Annotated in this window: 12 protein-coding genes and 2 tRNA genes; 5 read left to right on the top strand and 9 right to left on the bottom strand. The window is 37.2% G+C overall.

The features are described 5' to 3' along the window. Positions 1-101 precede the first annotated feature (101 nt). Positions 102-1310 (bottom strand): tyrosine transporter TyrP, encoded by a 1209-nt coding sequence (tyrP, locus tag AAZR93_RS05230; RefSeq protein WP_434719155.1) that lies wholly within the window; start codon positions 1308-1310, stop codon positions 102-104. Positions 1311-1744: 434 nt separating this feature from the next. On the opposite strand from tyrP, the gene AAZR93_RS05225 reads away from it, so the two are divergent. Continuing rightward, positions 1745-3085, top strand: coding sequence for an anaerobic C4-dicarboxylate transporter (locus AAZR93_RS05225; protein ID WP_294108048.1), 1341 nt, complete (start codon positions 1745-1747; stop codon positions 3083-3085). 123 nt (positions 3086-3208) lie between these two features. Here the strand turns inward: AAZR93_RS05225 and yfaE are convergent, their stop codons facing one another. The 4 genes from yfaE to ubiG all read right to left on the bottom strand — a co-directional run bounded on the left by yfaE (position 3209) and on the right by ubiG (position 7972). Continuing rightward, positions 3209-3472, bottom strand: a complete 264-nt coding sequence (gene yfaE / locus AAZR93_RS05220; protein WP_294108050.1) for a class I ribonucleotide reductase maintenance protein YfaE — start codon at positions 3470-3472, stop codon at positions 3209-3211. A 2-nt stretch (positions 3473-3474) separates the two neighbouring features. Beyond that, on the bottom strand, positions 3475-4611 hold the full coding sequence (gene nrdB, locus AAZR93_RS05215) for a class Ia ribonucleoside-diphosphate reductase subunit beta (RefSeq protein ID WP_294108052.1): 1137 nt from the start codon (positions 4609-4611) through the stop codon (positions 3475-3477). An 11-nt stretch (positions 4612-4622) separates the two neighbouring features. After that, positions 4623-6914, bottom strand: a complete 2292-nt coding sequence (gene nrdA, locus AAZR93_RS05210) for a class 1a ribonucleoside-diphosphate reductase subunit alpha (protein ID WP_294108054.1) — start codon at positions 6912-6914, stop codon at positions 4623-4625. 335 nt (positions 6915-7249) lie between these two features. Continuing rightward, positions 7250-7972, bottom strand: coding sequence for a bifunctional 2-polyprenyl-6-hydroxyphenol methylase/3-demethylubiquinol 3-O-methyltransferase UbiG (ubiG, locus tag AAZR93_RS05205; RefSeq protein ID WP_434719154.1), 723 nt, complete (start codon positions 7970-7972; stop codon positions 7250-7252). Between the two features lie 288 nt (positions 7973-8260). Here ubiG and gyrA point away from each other — a divergent pair, with 288 nt between their 5' ends. Continuing rightward, positions 8261-10852 carry a DNA topoisomerase (ATP-hydrolyzing) subunit A gene (gyrA, locus tag AAZR93_RS05200; protein ID WP_294108058.1) on the top strand — a complete coding sequence of 864 codons (2592 nt, stop codon included), beginning with the start codon at positions 8261-8263 and terminating at the stop codon, positions 10850-10852. Between the two features lie 186 nt (positions 10853-11038). Then, positions 11039-13828 carry a two-component system sensor histidine kinase RcsC gene (gene rcsC / locus AAZR93_RS05195; RefSeq protein WP_434719640.1) on the top strand — a complete coding sequence of 930 codons (2790 nt, stop codon included), beginning with the start codon at positions 11039-11041 and terminating at the stop codon, positions 13826-13828. Positions 13829-13926: 98 nt separating this feature from the next. On the opposite strand, the gene rcsB is transcribed toward rcsC, so the two are convergent. Together rcsB and rcsD are read right to left on the bottom strand one after the other, a co-directional pair. Next, complete coding sequence (rcsB, locus tag AAZR93_RS05190) at positions 13927-14577, bottom strand: response regulator transcription factor RcsB (protein ID WP_294108060.1); 651 nt, start codon at positions 14575-14577, stop codon at positions 13927-13929. A gap of 1 nt (position 14578) precedes the next feature. Further along, positions 14579-17293 (bottom strand): phosphotransferase RcsD, encoded by a 2715-nt coding sequence (gene rcsD, locus AAZR93_RS05185; RefSeq protein ID WP_294108063.1) that lies wholly within the window; start codon positions 17291-17293, stop codon positions 14579-14581. Between the two features lie 214 nt (positions 17294-17507). On the opposite strand from rcsD, the gene AAZR93_RS05180 reads away from it, so the two are divergent. Then, a tRNA-Ser gene (locus AAZR93_RS05180) sits at positions 17508-17595 on the top strand. Between the two features lie 5 nt (positions 17596-17600). After that, positions 17601-17676, top strand: a tRNA-Thr gene (locus AAZR93_RS05175). A gap of 726 nt (positions 17677-18402) precedes the next feature. Here AAZR93_RS05175 and gltP read toward each other — a convergent pair. Both gltP and AAZR93_RS05165 read right to left on the bottom strand, forming a co-directional pair. After that, positions 18403-19710, bottom strand: a complete 1308-nt coding sequence (gene gltP, locus AAZR93_RS05170) for a glutamate/aspartate:proton symporter GltP (protein WP_294108065.1) — start codon at positions 19708-19710, stop codon at positions 18403-18405. Positions 19711-20305: 595 nt separating this feature from the next. Beyond that, positions 20306-20968 carry a GntR family transcriptional regulator gene (locus AAZR93_RS05165; RefSeq protein WP_294108066.1) on the bottom strand — a complete coding sequence of 221 codons (663 nt, stop codon included), beginning with the start codon at positions 20966-20968 and terminating at the stop codon, positions 20306-20308. Positions 20969-21428 lie beyond the last annotated feature (460 nt).

Raw genomic sequence — 21428 nt, 5'->3', positions numbered from 1 at the left:
TTTGAAAAATAATTAAGCTTAATTATTTGAAATAAAAAAATACCCCAAAGATTGAAAACAATTTTGGGGTATTTTTTATGGTATCAATAGTTAAATGCAAACTAGCCTACATTGGGCAAATATCCTGCCACAATTGAAAATTGGATAGCGATTACGGCAAAACCACATAATAGAACTAGCGCTAATATAGGGAAGCCGCCTTTAACTTGGTATTGACCTTTAGCTTCAACTTTTCGAACTCGCATTGTTAATAATGCAGGAATAATCAGTGCTAATACAGATAGTGCAACGGCGGCATAAGTTAACGCCTGAACAAAACTACTGAAAAATAGCGCTGCTAATAATGGTGGAACGAAGGTGAGCAAGCCTGTTTGCACACGGCCTATTAAACGATTACTACGCTTGAAAAGGTCAGCGAGATAATCAAATAAACCTAAAGCCACACCTAAGAATGAAGTTGCTAGCGCTAAATCCATAAATAGGCTGACTGCAATATTTACTTTTGGTGCTGAAACAACATCACGGATCGCGGTTAATAAACCGTTTAATCCAGACTCTTGGGCGAGAATACCCATGAAGGTGCTTGATGGAATTGAGCCTAATGTGGCAATTTGCCATAAAATATAAGCAACTAATGGAATCGCACTACCAGTGAGGAAAATCATCCGTAATTTACGAACATCCCCATTCATGTAGTTGACTAAGCTTGGCACGCTGCCATGGAAGCCGAAAGAGGTGAAAATAACCGGTACAGCAGCAAGTAGCAGGCCTTTTTCAAGTGGCATGGTACTCAAATTGACAGCTTCAGCATGAGGCATCATAACGACAAGCATGATAACTAAAAAAATAGTTTTTGCTGTAAATAGTATTCTATTAATAAAATCAACAGAGTGCGTGCCAACACATACAACAGCGCCCCCAACAAGGGTAAATAGAACAATTGCAGTATTCGTTGAGACCTTGATACCCCACCAAGAAGACAAACTATCTGAGATTAGGACACCCGCCCCACCAATATAAGCGGTAGTTAGTGCATACATTAATAGCAGCATACTCAGACCTGTCGCGAGTTGACCCGCAGGGCCAAGATATTTTTTTGCGATAGTCCCTAAACCCATATTGGCAGGATTATGTTGATAAACCTCTACCAGTAATAATGAGGTATAACTCATTAACATCCATAACCCAACAAGTAAACAGACGATACCTGTAAAACCTACACCTGCAGCGGCAAGCGGCATTGCCAACATCCCTGCGCCTATTGTTGTTCCTGCAACGATTAACACACTGCCAAGAGTACGATTCTTCACAAGTTCCTCTGATTGAATTCGATATATTAATTTGCCAAGCAGATTATGCGATTGTGATTAACCTGTCAAATCAAAAGTACAGATGGTGTAATATTATGTTTACACTTGCATGATATAAATAATAGTGAGTTTTAAAAAGTATTAATAATATAAAAAAATGGCAAGGATAAATATTAATATAAATTATGAATTAAGATGATTAAAGGTAAATTTCAAGAGGGGAAAATGTTATCAGGTATGATTTAATTGCTTGATTTTACTTGAATTTAATTTTAACAGAGCAGTATGGCAGTTACTTAAGTTGAATTTTGTGACAGTGGCTAAAAAAAGACCTTAAAAATAAAATTAAATTCATTTTTAAATTATCATAAATCAAATTCACGCTTCAATATCATCCGGATAATGTATAGAAACCTATATATAAGGATGGAACTATGGACTTTATGATTCAGCTTGCCATTATTCTCGTTTGTTTGTTCTACGGAGCAAAGAAAGGGGGAATGGCATTGGGGCTTTTGGGTGGTGTCGGCCTCGTTATACTTGTCTTTGGGTTCGGTTTGCCGCCAGGAAAACCGCCTGTAGACGTCATGCTCGTAATTATTGCTGTTGTTGCAGCATCAGCAACTTTACAAGCATCAGGCGGTTTGGATGTCATGCTGCAAATTGCAGAACGACTATTACGTAAAAATCCAAAATACATCTCTATTGTGGCACCATTTGTGACTTGTATCTTAACCATGTTGTGCGGTACTGGGCATGTGGTATATACAATTTTGCCAATTATCTATGATGCGGCTATTAAAAATAATATTCGTCCAGAAAGACCAATGGCAGCCAGTAGTATTGGGGCTCAAATGGGGATCATCGCCAGCCCAGTATCAGTGGCGGTGGTATCACTAGTCGCGATGCTAAATGGAGTGACAATTAATGGGCAATCCCTTGAGTTTCTAGATTTACTTGCAATCACTATTCCATCAACTCTACTTGGTATTTTAGCTATTGGTATTTTTAGCTGGTTCAGAGGGAAAGATCTTGATAAAGACCCGGTGTTCCAAGAGTTTATATCTGTACCGGAAAATCATGATTATGTATACGGCGGAAGTGTCACTTTACTGAATACAAAATTACCTAAGATTAATTGGGTGGCAATGTGGATATTCTTGGGCTCTATTGCTGTTGTCGCATTGCTTGGTGCATTCACTGAATTGAGACCGTTAATTAATGGCAAGCCATTATCAATGGTACTTGTTATTCAGATGTTTATGTTATTAGCTGGTGCATTGATCATTATTGTTTGTAAAACGAACCCAGCACAAATATCTAAGAATGAAGTCTTTCGCTCAGGGATGATTGCTATCGTTGCGGTATATGGTATCGCTTGGATGGCTGAAACCATGTTCGGCGCACACATGGATGAAATCAAAGGCACTTTAGGAGCATTGGTCAAAGACTTCCCTTGGGCTTATGCCATTGTTCTATTGTTAGTGTCTAAGTTTGTTAACTCCCAAGCGGCGGCTTTGGCTGCGGTAGTGCCTATCGCTTTGGGCATTGGCGTTGATCCTGCTTATATTATTGCATCTGCTCCTGCCTGTTATGGTTATTATATTTTACCGACATACCCAAGCGATCTCGCTGCTATCCAGTTTGACCGTTCGGGTACAACACGTATCGGTAAATATGTTATTAATCACAGCTTTATTTTACCGGGATTGATTGGTGTCGGTGTATCCTGCGTGTTTGGTTGGGTATTTGCTGCGATGTATGGCTATTTGTAAAAGAAAGGCGAAATAGAGTTGTTTTGGTAAAATAACTGCGATTGCACAATTTAATATGACAATGACCATTATTATATTAAAGATAAACGGTGCAATCGCGGTATTAATATAGATTTAGAAGCGCTAACCGATTTCAATATCTGAAAGGGGCTGGCAACAACAGGGCAGTATTTCACCTTCTTGAACATAGGCGAGGGGCTTATGTTTATACCCCACTTTTCCTTTGTGTAACGTTACTCGGCATGAACCGCAGTAGCCTTCACGGCACTGATATTCAGCCGGAATACGACTATCTTCAAGTGCTTCCAATAAACAAGAGTGAACGTCAGCATGGTAGGGGATCTGCACACCCTGCGTTAAACGCAGGGTGACTTTATGACTTGCCATAATTAGAGTTCGAAATCACTCAGATCGTCGGTATCAACTTGAGAGTCAATTTGGCCGACTAAATAAGAACTGACTTCAACTTCTTGTGGCGCCACTTGAACGTTATCTGAAACTAACCAAGCGTTAATCCATGGGATCGGATTTGAACGACCTTCAAATGGTAATTTGAGTCCAACAGCTTGCATACGAATATTGGTAATATATTCAACATACTGGCAAAGTATGTCTTTATTTAAACCAATCATCGAGCCTTCGCTAAATAGGTATTCAGCCCACTCTTTTTCTTGCTCTGCCGCATCAACAAATAATTGATAACACTCTTGTTCACATTCAGCTGCAATTTCTGCCATCTCAGGGTCATCTTGACCTGAACGAAGCAAATTCAGCATATGCTGTGTACCTGTGAGGTGAAGTGCTTCATCACGAGCAATCAGTTTGATGATTTTTGCATTACCTTCCATTAATTCGCGTTCTGCGAAAGCAAAGGAACAAGCAAAACTGACATAAAAACGGATAGCTTCAAGAGCATTAACACTCATTAAGCACAGATACAGCTGCTTTTTCAGTGCGCGCAGTGAAACAACCACTTGTTTACCATTACAAGTATGAGTACCTTCACCAAACATGTGGTAATAGTTAGTCATCTCAATCAGTTTGTCATAGAAAGATGAGATATCTTTTGCGCGCTTGAGTATTTCTTCATTCTCGACAATATCATCGAAAATGATTGCCGGGTCATTAACGATATTACGAATGATATGCGTGTATGAACGAGAGTGAATAGTCTCTGAAAATGACCAAGTTTCAATCCATGTTTCTAATTCAGGAATTGAAATTAGAGGCAAAAGTGCCACATTAGGGCTGCGACCTTGAATTGAGTCAAGCAGCGTTTGGTATTTCAAATTACTAATAAAAATATGTTTTTCATGATCTGGCAATGCGTTGTAGTTGATACGGTCGCGAGACACGTCAACTTCTTCCGGACGCCAGAAAAATGACAATTGTTTTTCAATCAATTTCTCAAAAATAGGATATTTTTGCTGATCGTAGCGTGCAACGTTAACAGGCTGGCCGAAAAACATCGGCTCCTGTAGTTGATCATTCTTAGTTTGAGAAAAAGTCGTATATGTATGTGACATAACCATTCCTATTAAATTTTACACGCGCCGCCTTCACAATCGGAATCTGCTGACTCAACAACTTCTTCCAGATCGCCTTGAACATCATCCGCGCCATCGCGAGTGTTGTGATAGTAAAGTGTTTTCACACCAAACTTATAGGCGAGCAATAAATCTTTTAGCAATTGGTTCATTGGTACTTTGCCGCTCGAAAAGTGAGTTGGGTCATAGTTTGTATTGGCCGAAATCGATTGATCGATAAATTTCTGCATAATACCAACGAGTTGCAAATAGCCGCTATTTGATGGCATTTGCCATAATAGCTCATAAGCACCTTTTAGGTTTTCGTAGTCAGGAACAACTTGACGCAAAATACCATCTTTAGATGCCTTAATACTGATATAGCCACGTGGTGGCTCAATGCCATTGGTTGCGTTAGAAATCTGAGATGATGTTTCTGAAGGCATCAATGCAGATAATGTTGAGTTACGCAGACCGTGTTGCTGAATATCTTTGCGCAGTGTTTCCCAATCATAATGCAATGGCTCATTAGTTAATTTATCGAGGTCTTTTTTATAAGTATCGATAGGCAAAACGCCTTGTGAATAAGTCGTTTCGTTAAACCATGGGCAAGCGCCTTGTTCTTTGGCTAATTCATTAGAGGCTTTCAACAGGTAATATTGAATGGCTTCGAATGTTTTATGTGTCAAATTATTTGCACTACCGTCGGAATAGCGAACTCCATGCTTAGCTAAATAGTAAGCATAGTTAATCACACCAATACCGAGGGTACGGCGACCCATTGAACCTTTTTGAGCAGCAATAATTGGATAATCTTGATAGTCGAGTAGGGCATCCAATGCACGTACAGCTAGTACTGCAAGCTCTTCTAATTCATCAAGGTTACTAATTGCGCCGAGATTAAATGCAGACAATGTACAAAGTGCAATCTCACCATTCTCATCATTAATATTATTTAATGGCTTAGTCGGTAGTGCGATTTCTAAACAGAGATTCGACTGACGTACAGGCGCAACTTGTGGGTCAAAAGGACTGTGCGTATTACAATGGTCAACGTTTTGAATATAGATACGACCCGTTGATGCACGTTCTTGCATCATTAGTGAAAATAGTTCGACAGCTTTAATGCTTGATTTACGAATATTTTCATCTTGTTCATAGCTGACATAGAGGCGCTCAAATTCATCTTGATCCGCAAAGAAAGCTTCGTAAAGGCCTGGAACATCTGAAGGACTAAATAACGTAATGTTTTGGTTTTTAATTAAACGCTCATACATTAATTTATTGAGTTGTACACCATAGTCCATATGACGGACACGGTTACCTTCAACACCACGGTTATTTTTTAAAACGAGCAGGCTTTCAACTTCTAAATGCCAAATTGGATAAAATAGTGTTGCAGCACCACCACGAACGCCACCTTGTGAACATGATTTCACGGCAGTCTGAAAATGTTTATAAAAAGGAATACAACCTGTATGGAATGCTTCACCACCACGGATTGGGCTACCTAATGCACGAATGCGTCCCGCATTAATACCGATTCCGGCACGTTGTGATACGTATTTCACAATAGCGCTGGAGGTTGCATTGATAGAATCTAGGTTGTCACCACACTCAATCAGTACACAAGAACTGAATTGACGTGTTGGTGTGCGAACACCTGCCATGATAGGTGTCGGCAATGAAATTTTGAATGTTGATACCGCATCATAGAAACGACGAATATAATCAAGGCGCGTTTCTTTTGGGTAATGTGAAAACAGGCACGCAGCAACAAGGATATATAAAAATTGTGCGCTTTCATAAATTTCGCCCGTAACGCGATTTTGGACTAAATATTTTCCTTCAAGTTGCTTAACTGCCGCATAGGAAAAATTCATATCACGCCAATGTTCAATAAAACCATCCATTTGCTCGAACTCTGCTTCGCTGTAGTCTTCTAGCAAATGCTTGTCATATTTACCCATTTCAACAAGACGTTTGACATGAGTGAACAATGCGGGTGGCTCAAATTGACCATAGGCCTTTTTACGAAGGTTAAAAATCGCTAAACGAGCGGCAAGATACTGATAGTCCGGAGTTTCTCCAGTGATCAGGTCAGCTGCGGCTTTGATCATCGTTTCATGGATATCTGAAGTTCTGATCCCGTCATAAAACTGAATCTGTGAACGCAGCTCCACTTGTGAAACAGATACGTTACTGAGGCCTTCAGCTGCCCAGGTTATTACCTTGTGGATTTTATCGAGATCGATACGTTCTTTGTGTCCATCACGTTTTGTGACTAACAGACTCTGGTTCATGAGCAAATACACCTTGGTTGGGCCACAAATAATGTCACGTAAACATAAAAAAAGCCCATGATTTGATACCATGAGTCTTGTAGCGATATGTTGGGATTAACACTATATGTAGTGGTTTGTTGATTTCACAATAACAAGATAATGTTAATACGTGATTTTATCAAGTGTACAAAATGGGGTGATCTTGTGGATAACAGTTTGGATAAGAAAACAGATCATGTCGGTAAGCTGCATGGTAAAAGGAACTAATAAAAAATATGCTTCCGACATGAAGGCTAAAATTAATTTTGTAAAGTGAGACCGTTTGCTGTTTTCTTAAACGTACCGCTTGCTATTTATTCGCTTATAGTATGTAACATATAGTTCACATCAACGTTCGGGCCTAGCGAAAACTTATCAGTTAACGGATTGAGATGTAACCCTATGATATGTCTGTCCTTTAGTTGTGTATTATCGACCCAGCTAATTAATTCTGAAGGACGAATGAATTTTTTTGCATCATGGGTTCCTTTCGGAACAATTTTCATTACATATTCAGCCGCAACAACCGCCATTAACCATGCTTTTTTATTTCGATTAATGGTTGAAAAAATAACATGGCCGCCTGGCTTAACTAATTTAGCACAAGCTCTGACCACCGATTGTGGGTCTGGGACGTGTTCAAGCATTTCCATACAGGTTACAATGTCATAAGCATGCGGATATTTATCTGCATGCTGCTCAACAGTTTCTTGTACATATTCGACAGGAATGCCTGACTCAAGAGAATGCAGGCGAGCAACCATGAGAGGATCTGCGCCCATATCTAAACCCGTCACATTTGCACCTTCTCGCGCCATACTTTCTGACAAAATACCGCCACCACAGCCGACATCGAGTATTTTTTTGCCAAATACACCATCAACGCGTTGCATGATATAACCTAGACGTAGTGGATTAATTCGATGTAAAGGGGCAAATTCGCCTTCTAAATCCCACCAACGGGAAGCAATAGCTTCAAATTTTTCAATTTCTTGTTTATCGACATTGAGATACGCTTGGGTTTGAGTATCACTCATGAGAGGAGCTCCTATCCTATAGAGATGCCCGCAAGCTAACTTCGTAAATATTACAAATAATAGAATCTATTTTTAGGCGCTATTATTAGAGGCTATTGTTCACTCAATTCGCAAGTTTCGGACATGTAAACTAATTTGCGACTATTATACATAGCTTGAAAGACAAATACCCACTTCTATTATTTTTATTAGAAAAGACAAATACCCGTTGCTCTTATTTTTATTAAATTGATGAATTGTGGTATAGTTCTACTCTTTGAATCCGAAGTTATGAGGGACAGTGGTTCCATGAGCGAGATTGCCAGAGAAATCACACCGGTAAATATCGAAGAAGAGCTGAAAAGTTCGTATTTGGATTATGCAATGTCCGTTATTGTCGGACGTGCGCTTCCAGATGTTCGAGATGGACTGAAGCCGGTACACCGCAGAGTACTCTTTGCGATGAATGTATTGGGAAATGATTGGAATAAACCCTATAAAAAATCTGCCCGTATAGTCGGGGACGTTATCGGTAAATACCATCCACATGGTGATAGCGCTGTTTACGAGACCATTGTTCGTCTTGCACAGCCTTTCTCTATGCGTTATATGCTGGTAGATGGTCAAGGTAACTTTGGTTCGGTCGACGGCGACTCTGCGGCTGCTATGCGTTATACGGAAATCCGTATGGCGAAAATTGCCCATGAAATGCTGGCCGATCTTGAAAAAGAAACCGTAAATTTCGTCCCAAACTATGATGGTACAGAGCAAATCCCTGAAGTTATGCCAACACGTATCCCTAGCCTATTGGTAAATGGTTCGTCAGGTATCGCTGTCGGGATGGCAACAAATATTCCTCCGCACAATTTAGGGGAAGTGATTAACGGTTGCCTTGCTTACATCGATGATGAAGATATTAGTATCGATGGCTTGATGGAGCACATTCCGGGACCTGACTTCCCAACTGCTGCTATCATTAACGGCCGTCGTGGCATTGTCGATGCTTATCGAACAGGTCGCGGTAAGGTTTATATTCGTGCCCGTGCTGAAGTTGAAGTTGATGAGAAAAATGGTCGTGAAACAATTATTGTTCACGAAATTCCTTATCAAGTGAACAAAGCACGTTTGATTGAAAAAATCGCTGAACTAGTTAAAGAAAAACGCGTTGAAGGTATCAGTGCATTACGTGACGAGTCTGATAAAGACGGTATGCGTATTGTGATTGAAATTAAACGTGATGCAGTTGGTGAAGTGGTTCTGAATAATTTATATTCATTAACACAACTCCAAGTTTCTTTTGGTATCAATATGGTTGCTTTACATCAAGGCCAACCAAAAATATTGAACTTGAAAGATATCATCGCTGCGTTTGTTCGCCATCGTCGTGAAGTCGTTACACGCCGTACTATTTTTGAACTGCGTAAAGCGCGTGACAGAGCCCACATCCTTGAAGCTCTTGCAATTGCATTGGCGAATATCGACCCAATTATCGAATTAATTCGTCAAGCATCAACACCAGCAGAAGCAAAAGCAGGTTTGATTGCTCGTTCATGGATGTTAGGTAATGTTGCTGCAATGCTTGAACGTGCAGGTGATAACGCTGCGCGCCCTGAATGGTTAGAAGACCAATTTGGTGTGCATGACGGTGAATATTTCCTGACTGAGCAACAAGCACAAGCAATTTTGGATTTGCGTCTACAAAAACTGACAGGTCTAGAGCACGAAAAATTACTGGATGAATATCGTGAACTTCTCAAACAAATTGAAGAGTTGTTATTTATTCTGACCAGTCCTGATCGTTTGATGGAAGTCATTCGTGAAGAACTCGAAGCTATTCGTGATGTTTATAATGATGCGCGTCGTACAGAAATTACTGAAAATACGGCTGATATCAATATTGAAGATCTGATTAATCAAGAAAATGTGGTTGTTACCTTATCTCACCAAGGTTATGTGAAGTATCAGCCATTGACTGATTATGAAGCGCAGCGCCGTGGTGGCAAAGGTAAATCCGCAGCACGTATCAAAGAAGAAGACTTTATTGAACGTCTATTAGTTGCTAACACTCATGACACCATATTGTGCTTCTCTAGTCGTGGTCGTTTGTACTGGATGAAGGTTTATCAGTTACCTGAAGCTAGTCGTGGTGCGCGTGGTCGTCCAATTGTTAACTTGTTACCACTTGAGCAAAATGAGCGTATTACCGCTATTTTACCTGTGCGTGAATATGAAGATGGGTACTTCGTCTTTATGGCTACTGCGAGCGGTACTGTGAAGAAAACGCCTCTGCAAGATTTCAGCCGTCCGAGAAATGGTGGGATTATTGCTGTTAACCTTAATGAGGGCGATGAGCTAATTGGTGTTGATTTAACCAATGGTTCTAACGAAGTGATGTTGTTCTCTGCTCAAGGGAAAGTTGTTCGTTTCGCTGAAGATGCTGTGCGTGCAATGGGACGTACTGCAACGGGTGTACGTGGTATTAAATTAGTGAACGATGATAAAGTTGTATCACTAATCATCCCACGCGGTGAAGGACATATCTTAACAGTAACCGAAAATGGTTACGGTAAGCGTACTGCTGAAGAAGAATACCCAACCAAGTCGCGTGCGACGCAAGGGGTAATTTCTATCAAAGTTAGCGAGCGTAATGGTCATGTTGTCGGTGCAATTCAGGCAGACGACGCCGATCAAATCATGATGATCACAGATGCAGGTACATTGGTACGTACCCGAGTTTCTGAGGTAAGCGTGGTGGGTCGTAATACTCAGGGTGTAACCTTGATTAGAACGGCAGAAAATGAAAAGGTTGTTGGCTTACAACGAGTTGCTGAGCCTGAACCTGAGGATTACATCAGTATTGCAATGAATAAATTCCTTGCAGTTATTGACGCTACATCTTAATCATTTTAAGTGGATGGCAATAAAGCCATCCACCTTTCAATTGAATCACGCTACTTTGAGATTTAATCGCTTTTCATTAAGTTTATCGCGTATACTTAGTCGTAGTCATTCGGCTCTGTAGGAAAAAGATTGAGATATTTACCCTCGTTTAAGACATCGCTCAGATTATCTCGAGATTTATTTCGTATCCTCGGCTTGATGTTGTGGGGAATGGGTGTTTTTATCACTTTATTCTTTATCTACATGCAATTTAATGAAAATAAATCAGAAATTCGTCAACAGTTTCACTCTGGCTATGATAATTTACAATCATATATTCAGCAAACAGCCTCTACTCTACGTTCCATTCAGTCGATGACTGAGCAGCACAGACTTAAATTAGATGAATTTAGAGAAAAATCAGGTAGTAAACTCGATTTCATGGCGTTACCCACCTCTCAGTCATATTCTTTTTATCCTCTAACGTCGAGTTCTGATTGCGAATATTTTAAAGAAAAAACAGAGAGCTATTTGCTCGCGTTTGAACAACTTAATTACTTTTGGAAAGATAGTATTGCTGCGCCACAGGGGCTTAACCACGTCTATCTGATAGGCTCTACAAGTTACTGTATGGTAGATTATCCTATTCGTTCAATGGTCTCAGATATTGAAACATTAAAAAAAGTAGGCTATGAAAGTGTTCGCGCATACAAAAGCTTTAAGTTACAGGGACAAGAACGAAATTTATATACAGTAGTACGTGGCGCACAATCGGATAATGGCCAAGTTTATTTAGTATTACCGGTATTTAATGCATCAGTGTTAACTGGCTTTATTGGTTTAGAACGAACAATCAATTTAAATCAATTTAATTTACGTAATGATAAAACAGTCGAAATTATGATTGTTAATCATTATAACCAACCCACATTATATTACCCTAATGATTTAAATCCTAAAAATTCTACACTACTCAATATTAGTGAGCCTTATTTCTTTGGTTTTAATTCCGATTATTCGAAGCTTATTTTTAAAAAACGTCTGGTGCCATCAAACATGGCCGTTATTTATTCAATCGCAACCATTGAAATTATAGAGAATTTAAAAGGGGTTATATTCTATGGTGTATTGATAAATATTATAACCGGACTCCTTATTTTCTTTTTGATTTGGTTACTTGAAAGAAAAATGTTAGAACCTGCGGCTAATACCGCAATACGTCTAGAGGAACATGAACAATTTAACCATAAAATAGTTGCTTCAGCACCTGTGGGAATCATTATCTTAAGGTTAACGGATGGCGGTAATATTTTAAGTAATGAATTAGCACATAATTATTTTCGTTTACTCAGTGAAGATGATAAGCAACGTATCTTGATGATTATTAGGCAAAAAACTAGTAATTACATCGATGTTGTGACAATCAATAATACTCACTTGCAGATCAGTTTCGTTAATTCACGTTACCAAAATGAAGACGTTGCTATTTGTGTACTTATTGATATTAGTATTCGTGTACAAATGGAAAAATCTTTACAAGACGTAGCGGATGCCGCAGAACAGGCTAACCTGGCAAAATCAATGTTCTTAGCAACAGTTAGCCACGAATTAAGAACGCCTTTATACGGCATTATTGGTAATATCGAATTACTTCAACGTTATGATTTATCAGAAAAAGCAAATCGACTTGTTTCGACGATGGATAACTCCTCATCACTTTTATTACAGATCATAAGTGATATTCTTGATTTCTCGAAAATAGAATCTGAACAATTAAAAATAGAAAATAAGTTGTTCAACTGTCGAGATGTTTTTTCTTTTGTACTGGCCAATTATTTACCGCTGATTACTAAAAAACAAATTTCTATTTACGCATACATTGAGCCTAATATTCCTGATCTTATTTTGAATGACTTTGTTAGGTTGCAACAAGTCATCTCGAATATAATTAATAACAGTATAAAATTCACACACTCAGGATTTGTTTTGCTCTATGTTTGGAAAGATGATAATTACTTAAAAATAGAAATTAGGGATTCTGGTATTGGCATGACACAAACTGTTGTCATGCAACTATTTGATCCATTTTTTCAAGTATATGACCAAAATAATACAGGGCATAAAGGAACTGGTTTAGGCTTAGCTATTTGTGAAAAACTAGTTAGTTTGATGGATGGTGACATTGAGGTAAGTTCACATTTAGGATTAGGTAGTTCATTTACTATCCGAATTCCGTTATATGGGCAAGAATATATTACCCATTATGTGCCTGATTATCGATTAAATTATCGCATCGCAATAGTGTGCAAAAATGAATTCTTAATGCATTTTCTATCTCGGTTATTAGTACATCATAGTTTTATTGTATTGACCGATAAGCTAATTGATAAAGATAATACTTATGATTTATTGATTACTGATAATAATGACGACTTGAAGGTATTGAGCCACAATATCATTAGACTTTCGAGTATGTATGCGGGCGATTTCCGTGAAACTTGTCAAAATGAGTGGATTTATAATACCTATCAACTCGATAACTTACCGATATTAATCGATAAAATTATTGTTAAAGCGACTGATCAAATACATAAAGGACCACAAAATAGCCCTGAGTCTCTCGAGGCTGATCGATCTTTAAGTGCCTATAATGTATTGATTGTCGATGATCATCCAATTAACAGATTATTATTAAGCGAACAGTTAGCGAGTATTGGATTTACCACGCGTACAGCAGTTGATGGTCTTGATGCACTTAAATACTTAGGAAATTATTCAGCGGACATTGTTTTGACTGACGTCAACATGCCAAATATGGATGGGTATGAATTAGCACGAGAACTACGTAAAACAGGCTTTAAGTTGCCAATTATCGCTTTAACTGCCAATGCAATGGCTGAAGAAAAACAACGTTGTATTGAGGCAGGGATGAATGATTGTTTATCTAAACCAACCACCATCGCGATATTAAGAGAAACCTTAGTTCGATATTGCTAAACATGAATTAAAAATGAAAACCCCCAATGTTAATTTTTTAACTGTTGGAGGCTTTTCATTCTTGATTTTTATGATTAACAAAATCAGCAGGATTATGTTTATTCTGCAGGTAGATTATTAATACTTACTGAAGACAGGTAGTTAAGTAAAGCAATGTCATTTTCAACTCCGAGCTTCAACATAGCTGACTTTTTCTGACTACTGATAGTTTTAATACTACGATTAAGTTTTTTTGCAATCTCAGTTACAAGAAAACCTTCCGCAAATAAACGTAAAACTTCACTTTCTTTCGGTGATAATCGCTTATCACCATAACCACTTGCATTCACTTTCTCCAGTAGTTTACTGACACTTTCTGGCGTGAATTTCTTTCCTTTTTGTAGTGCTGCTAGTGCTTTTGGTAAATCAGCTGGTGCGCCTTGTTTGAGAACAATTCCCTCGATATCCAACTCTAAAATAGCACTTAAAATAGCTGGATTGTTGTTCATTGTTAAAACAATGATTGAGAGGTCAGGATAATGGCGTTTAATGTATTTAATCAACGTAATACCATCACCGTATTTATCTCCAGGCATAGATAAATCAGTAACAAGAACGTCAGCATTCAAACGTGCTAAGTTGTTAATCAAAGATGTTGAATCTTCAAATTCACCAACGATATTCACCCATTCGATTTGTTCAAGTGACTTTCTTATACCGAAAAGAACAATAGGATGATCATCGGCAACAATGACATTTAGGTTATTCATATTATTGGTTACCTTCTGGCATTAGTCTTCTCACTGAGATATCCAGTTCTCTAATGCAATTTCTTATTTCCAATTCGTTTTCATCTGCTATGAAAAATTCTAACTCTTCACATAATTTGTGAAGAAGCTTAAATTCGAGCATAGCAAAAACTCCTTTTAAACGATGTGCAGTATTTTTTAATTCAGTCAAGTCCGCAATACTCGCGCTATTATACAGTTTATTAATATCTATCGGTACTGTTGTGATGAACAAATCCTTATAATCGCTTTTTGATAAAATTGTATGATAATCACTAAGTGCGTTTTCAATCGACTCATTAGATATCATGGAAGCTTCTTGATTATCAAGTGAAATAGATGAAAATGAGACAGAGTTACTATTTTGTAGTTCAGAATTTTCGATTAGCAAAGAGATAGCATCGATGAGTTCATCTGCAAAGTTATAGTTAACTTCGATTAAATTTGGTTTAAGTAAGTTGATTTTGCGACAATAACTATTTACTAGGATAGTATGTGCGAAATTTTCATCATGGTTATCTGCTATCAATAAATCCCAATCTGTATGTGGTGAACTTTCATTAATATCGAGAAATTCAGCACCATAATTAGTCAGTGTATTTCTGACTATGCGTGAGATATCTGCATTATGAATATTTAGTCTGATATAAATATCTTCTAATAGTGCGGGATACTCATTAACAACGATTTCATTTGTTGATGGTAATATTATTTCATAGTGGGTGCCGATGGCATCACTTGTTTTAATCGAAAATGTACCATTCATTCGTTTTGTTAGTTGCTTGCATAAATAGAAGGTGATCCCAGAGCGAGTAAACTGAACATTTTTTGAGATTTTTCCTGTGAATGGGTTCTGTAAGTTATTGACCTCTTGATTCGTTAGGCCAATTCCACTGTCTTTAATATTGATAGAGATAGTATGTTTCTCGGTATTGTAGTCTAGAGAAACTGAAATCTTCCCAAAAGAGGTGGTAGAGAGAGAATATTCCCAAATCAGTTGTAACAAATTCTGTAGGTAGCTTGGATTGATTTCAATCGAAGAATCTGGATTTATGTTGTTGCTAAAATAGAGCGAAAGCCCTTTATCATTCACGCGAGATATATTCTGTTTAAGAAAATGACTTACCAGTTGACTAACTGAGATTTTTTCTAATTCTAAGGCCTGTGTTTGAGTTTCGAGTTGATTGAGTAGCTCAATGTTTTTAAACCAGTGATTAATATGTAGAAGCTGATCTTCTATCTGGAGAATCGGTGTATTAATATTATTTAAATCTTGTTTTGGAACAGTCGAAAGCTTGAGTTGCGAGACAATTGTATCGATTTGATTTAGGGCTGGTAAAATTTCATTGCACATGTTCTCAAATATTATTTTTCTTAATTGTATATTTTTTTGATATTCCCGAGTGGCAAGTTCTTGACGTTTTTGTGTTAAGACTTCTTTGTCTTTATCAATAATAATAAACAAAATAGCGCTTTCGATTGTAAGGCTGTTAACCAGTATGATTTCATAGATATTATTCTCTATAGAAACTTGGATAACATCATTATTATCTGTTGCCATCTCTTTGATATGAACTAAATCCATCGAAGGAAGTAACTGATTAGCAATGCTATTGCTCAATAACTTTTTATTGTTACTAAAATCATAGACTAAGATTCCATATGAAATATGGTTAATAATGTCATTGTTGAGCCCATCTTTAAATTGCAGTTCACGCAAAATTGTCGTGTTAGGTGAGATAATTCTTTTTCGGATAAAAATAGTTGCGACTAAGGCTAATATTGATACTGCAAACATGCAGGCAATTAGCCAAAAGTTATAGCTGGCAATATTGAACAGAATATTTTTAATGGAAACACGGTAGTGAATCTGATAATTGGTTCCTTCAATTGGTTGAAAGAATACAAGGTTAGTGCCGATAACAGAGACTAAAGATTCATTGTTGCTTAAATTGCTTGAGCGCGGGCTAATTGAAAGATAATCGCCTTGTAAGCTAAAAGGGATTAACGAATTAATTGAAATATCGAAAGAGATAACACTCGTTAATTGACCTGGAGAATTAAACATTAGCCTATAGGTATAGTAGTACACATCATCTGGAGAGTATTTTTGTATATTTGAAATGATCTCTCGACGGTCAAGTAAGGTTGACTGCGTTAACATATCAGTACGTTTGTCTTCAGCAGTTAACGTCAAGTAGCTTTCTTTATAGCGTAACTCAGGTTTAAGTATGGAATGGGTGGTGACTAGGACTAAGGTGTTATCTTGGCCATTAAGGTAATACATTGAATTGAATTCATTACGAGCCCCCCAAACTATTTCCATATAGTTTGCCAGTTTTGTTGCCAAAATATTGCTACTTGTCTTATTACTACCAAAAACGATGGAGTCAATAGTCTGGTTTGCACTACTTAACCAGAATACATCATGGCGAACTTCAGTGATCGACAAATCTTTGGTCAACGTAGTCGGAGACTTGTCATTGGCGAGCTTGTAGATGTGGCTAGCTTGATATCGGTAATCTTCAATTTGATAAGCTAATCTTGTTGCCATGCTACTCAGGGCGGTTTGACGGCTTTGTAGCCAAGCTTGGTAATAGTTATAGAGTGATAAAGAGAGCATCACCGCAAGTAGCAAAATAAACGCAATAAAAATGCGTGAAAGTATGTTTGATTTTAATAATGATTGTCTGTACATATTGTCGCGCGCAGTCCTGTCGGCAAAATATTTATTTAGATTAAAAATCATACGCCTAGAGAGACTATAGACATCGATTCTGCACAGATACTACCATTTTTCTAGGTAAATAGAGAACAATTGAGTGAAGATTAGCCAAACGATACAAAAAAATCAATTATTTTACTATCAGGGGTAGACAAGACTACGCGATTACTACATAATCGCGCCCCATGGAGGGATGGCCGAGCGGCTGAAGGCAGCGGTCTTGAAAACCGCCGATGGGAAACCATCCTAGAGTTCGAATCTCTATCCCTCCGCCACATTAGCCGGCTTAGCTCAGTTGGTAGAGCAACTGACTTGTAATCAGTAGGTCACCAGTTCGACTCCGGTAGCCGGCACCAAATAAGAACCCGTTACTTCGAAGGAAGTAACGGGTTTTTTCTTTCTAGTCGTTTATATTCCTACTTAAAATGAAAGGTTGTTTTATCTGACTATCACCCTATACGTTGGTATCTATTATCACTCAATGATAGCCAGACTGTTTTAATCAAAATGACATGAATTCAGATATTTTTTCTTGATAAGAAACTCGTCCATGGGACGAGTTTTTTGTAACTAAAGCCAGCTGTGTATCATAAAATAGGATAAAGAAAAAACTAAAATTACCATGAGGTGTTGGAGCACAGTTAAAAGCAAAAGAAATCTTCTTATTTGATTCATAGTTTCTCGCTCAATTAGGCTAAAATACGGCGTACTAAAATGTACTATTCAGCCATTTAACCATAGTAATAAAGTTATTTTCTTCAAAAAAGATTTGAAATTTTTGTGAAGTAAATGCTAAAAATAAGTATAAATAATTAGTTGAATTCTATTTTTTTAGGAATAGGAAAGCAAAACTGATTATTTTTCGTTGAAATTTATCAAAGTTACTCTCGAATATAATTGAGGATATTATTTCCATTTATATCGGTCATAGATGTATGTGTAAATTTTCTTTTTACTAGATAACTGTTATATAAGCTAGGCTTGAAAACGTTATTTTATCAAATAAAAAATACACTCTATCAAGATGACTAGAGTGTATTTCAAGTAACTCGATTTAATTTTTTAATCTGGTCGTGACTAAATTAAAAACTGTCTTCATATTCGCGAGCTTTTTTCTCATCATAGTTATGCTCCCATTTTGCGACTACGAGTGCAGCTAAAGCATTACCGACGACGTTTAAGGCTGTGCGTGCCATATCCAGTATACGGTCAACGCCGGCGATGAAGGCAAGGCCTTCGAGTGGGATACCAACGCTACCTAATGTGGCGAGAAGGACAACGAACGAAACACCAGGAACACCAGCAATACCTTTTGATGTGATCATTAGCGTAAAGACTAATATGAGCTCTTGCCCAATAGATAACTCAATACCATAAAGTTGTGCGATAAATATAGCTGCAATACTTTGATATAAGGTTGAGCCATCGAGGTTGAAAGAATAGCCTATTGGGATCACGAAACTGGTGACTGATTTAGGTGCACCATATTTTTCCATTTTGTCCATAATACGTGGTAAAACGGTTTCTGAACTGGCGGTCGAATAAGCGAGTAAGAGTTCATCTTTTAATATTTTCATCAGCATGAAAATATTAATTTTACAGTATCTTGCAACAAGTCCTAATACCACCACAGCAAAGAATATAATGGCGCAATGAACTAAAATAACTAATTTTAATAATGGAACAAGTGAGGTAAACCCAAAGTTTGCAACGGTAACTGAAATCAGTGCAAATACCCCGATCGGCGCATATAGCATGATCATGTTAGTAACACGGAACATAGTTTCAGAGAATGTTTGCAAGACAGTGAGTAAAGGTTGTTTTTTCTCTAAAGGTAAAGAGGAAAGACCTAAACCAAATAATACTGCGAAGAAGATCACCGGTAGCATATCACCACTAGCCATTGCAGCAAAAATATTGCTAGGCACCAATGTTAAAAGGGTATTGATAATACCTGATGGATGGCTTTCAACTTCTTGTGTGGTTTTTTCATACTGAGAAATATCGACTTGGGTTAATTGAGACATATCAATACCAACGCCAGGTTCGAATATATTGGCAAAAGAAATACCAACTATAATGGCAATGGTGGTGATGATCTCAAAATAAACAATAGTTTTAAAACCTAATGTTCCTAATTGCTTGGTGTTACCAACTCCTGCAATACCGACAATTAGCGTTGAAATAACGATTGGAACGACAATCATTTTTATCAACTGAATAAATATTTTACCAGCAGGGGATAATATATTTAGAATAAGCCAATCTTTATATTCTGTATTATTATGTAATAGCGCACCAAGAATAACACCTAAAATAAGAGCAACCAAAATTTGCCATCCTAGGCCAAACTTAAAGGGCTTCTTTTTAGTCATATGGTTTAATGTCATAATGGAATCTCATTTTTATATTAATAATTTTTATGTATGCATATTTTTTATCATAAATTTTATAACGAATATTCGAGAAAACTACAACTATTAACTCGATAAAATTGAGTGATTTCTGTGGTTGATTTATATAAAAGTGTTATATTTGTTTCATTGTTGTTGTTTTTTGTAACATAATGTTTTTTTATGTGGGATTTGTGGTTTGTTTTTTTATCGAGTATGTTAATTTTTGAGGGGGATTAAATTAGGTAATTAGTTGTTTTCATGTGTAAAAATTGTTTAAATTTTGTGCTTATTTCTGCGATTAAGTATAGATATAGTGGCTTATTAACAAAAATAGATATATTTCGAGATAGCATGATAAATAAAATTTAAAATAGGCGTAATATAAAAATATTAATTTAAAAATGAGATGTGAATATATAAAAATGTAATTTTATGTAGCGGTAAATTAGCGGATAAAAAAATACTGTTAATAAATAAATTTCATTGAGACAATTAATTTTCTCACTCAAATTTTTATTATGATTAAATTACAAATAACGTTAATGATGTATTTTAAATATCTTAATTAAATTTTCACCATTAAGCTAAGTTACGACGTAGTTTGGTTACGTTTATAAGCTGCGAGTAATGTACGCTCTGATAAATCAAGATAGCTTCGCAACATATCTGCCGCTTCTTGGTTATGTCCTGAGTCCAATAATTCAAGAATTGACTGGTTTTTATCAATATAAGGCGCGTAAAGTATTTTTGGGTCATTCAAATGACCAAATGCTAAACGTAATTCAGCTGAAACATTGCGATAAAGCTTGATAAGCCGTTCACTATCAGAAAGTTCAACAATGGCAATATGGAACTTCATATTGGCAGTACCGACACCTATCCAATCTTTGACTTCTTCATGTTCACGCGCTTCATTTACGGCTTGGCTCATTTTTTGAACTGCTGGATGTAAGGCGTATGCATGGCTCAATGCATCACATTCTATCAAACGGCGAACTTGGTAAATATCAATAATAGCGGCCATGTCAGGAACTGAGACATAAACCCCTTTATTGGGTGCATAAGTTAATAAGCCTTCTTGAGTTAATACTCTAAATACCTCACGTAAGGTATTACGGGAAATCTCTAACTCTTCACTCAGCATGGCTTCCGATAAGCGCTGCCCAGGAGTAAGCGCACCGACCATAATTTTGTATCTGATAGTTTCAGCGATGGTGACGGACAATGTTTGAGCAACAGGCTGTTTTTTCATAAGAAGACAAATTTTGGGTTGAGTGAAGAAATGGAATAAAGCGCTATCTTCACATATTCGAGTTACAGCGGCAAGGTGCCTTTCATGCACTGATAGGGTGAATATAAATCAATTATCTACCTGAAAGTGATCTATGCATTCAATCTATGCACTTATTTGGTGCAATCGTAATGTTAATAATTGAGGTTAATTGTTAATTAAGTGATCGAGATTTGATTTTTAATCATGGGATAACGATTTATGTTGATTGTTTTATCAGCATTTCATATTAATTGTTCAACAATCTATTCTTGATGAATTAACAATTTAGGTAACTAGTAGAACAATGGCACGATAATTGCCTAGTCTTATTGGGTTATTTGCTTAGGTTTATAGCTCGGAAAACTAGGTCAGTATTTAAAACACAACATCAATAAGCACACTAATAATTAAAAAAATAATCAAATTAGAGGGGTATGTA

It is taken from the genome of Providencia sp. Je.9.19, assembly GCF_051129765.1.
GTDB lineage: Bacteria > Pseudomonadota > Gammaproteobacteria > Enterobacterales > Enterobacteriaceae > Providencia.
This window is presented reverse-complemented; position numbering and strand designations above follow the sequence as displayed.

Coding starts and splice junctions, on each gene's coding strand:
- AAZR93_RS05225 (WP_294108048.1), top strand. CDS start 1,745: ATGGACTTTATGATTCAGCTTGCCATTATTCTCGTTTGTTTGTTCTAC.
- yfaE (WP_294108050.1), bottom strand. CDS start 3,472: ATGGCAAGTCATAAAGTCACCCTGCGTTTAACGCAGGGTGTGCAGATC.
- nrdB (WP_294108052.1), bottom strand. CDS start 4,611: ATGTCACATACATATACGACTTTTTCTCAAACTAAGAATGATCAACTA.
- nrdA (WP_294108054.1), bottom strand. CDS start 6,914: ATGAACCAGAGTCTGTTAGTCACAAAACGTGATGGACACAAAGAACGT.
- ubiG (WP_434719154.1), bottom strand. CDS start 7,972: ATGAGTGATACTCAAACCCAAGCGTATCTCAATGTCGATAAACAAGAA.
- gyrA (WP_294108058.1), top strand. CDS start 8,261: ATGAGCGAGATTGCCAGAGAAATCACACCGGTAAATATCGAAGAAGAG.
- rcsB (WP_294108060.1), bottom strand. CDS start 14,577: ATGAATAACCTAAATGTCATTGTTGCCGATGATCATCCTATTGTTCTT.
- rcsD (WP_294108063.1), bottom strand. CDS start 17,293: ATGTACAGACAATCATTATTAAAATCAAACATACTTTCACGCATTTTT.
- gltP (WP_294108065.1), bottom strand. CDS start 19,710: ATGACATTAAACCATATGACTAAAAAGAAGCCCTTTAAGTTTGGCCTA.
- AAZR93_RS05165 (WP_294108066.1), bottom strand. CDS start 20,968: ATGAAAAAACAGCCTGTTGCTCAAACATTGTCCGTCACCATCGCTGAA.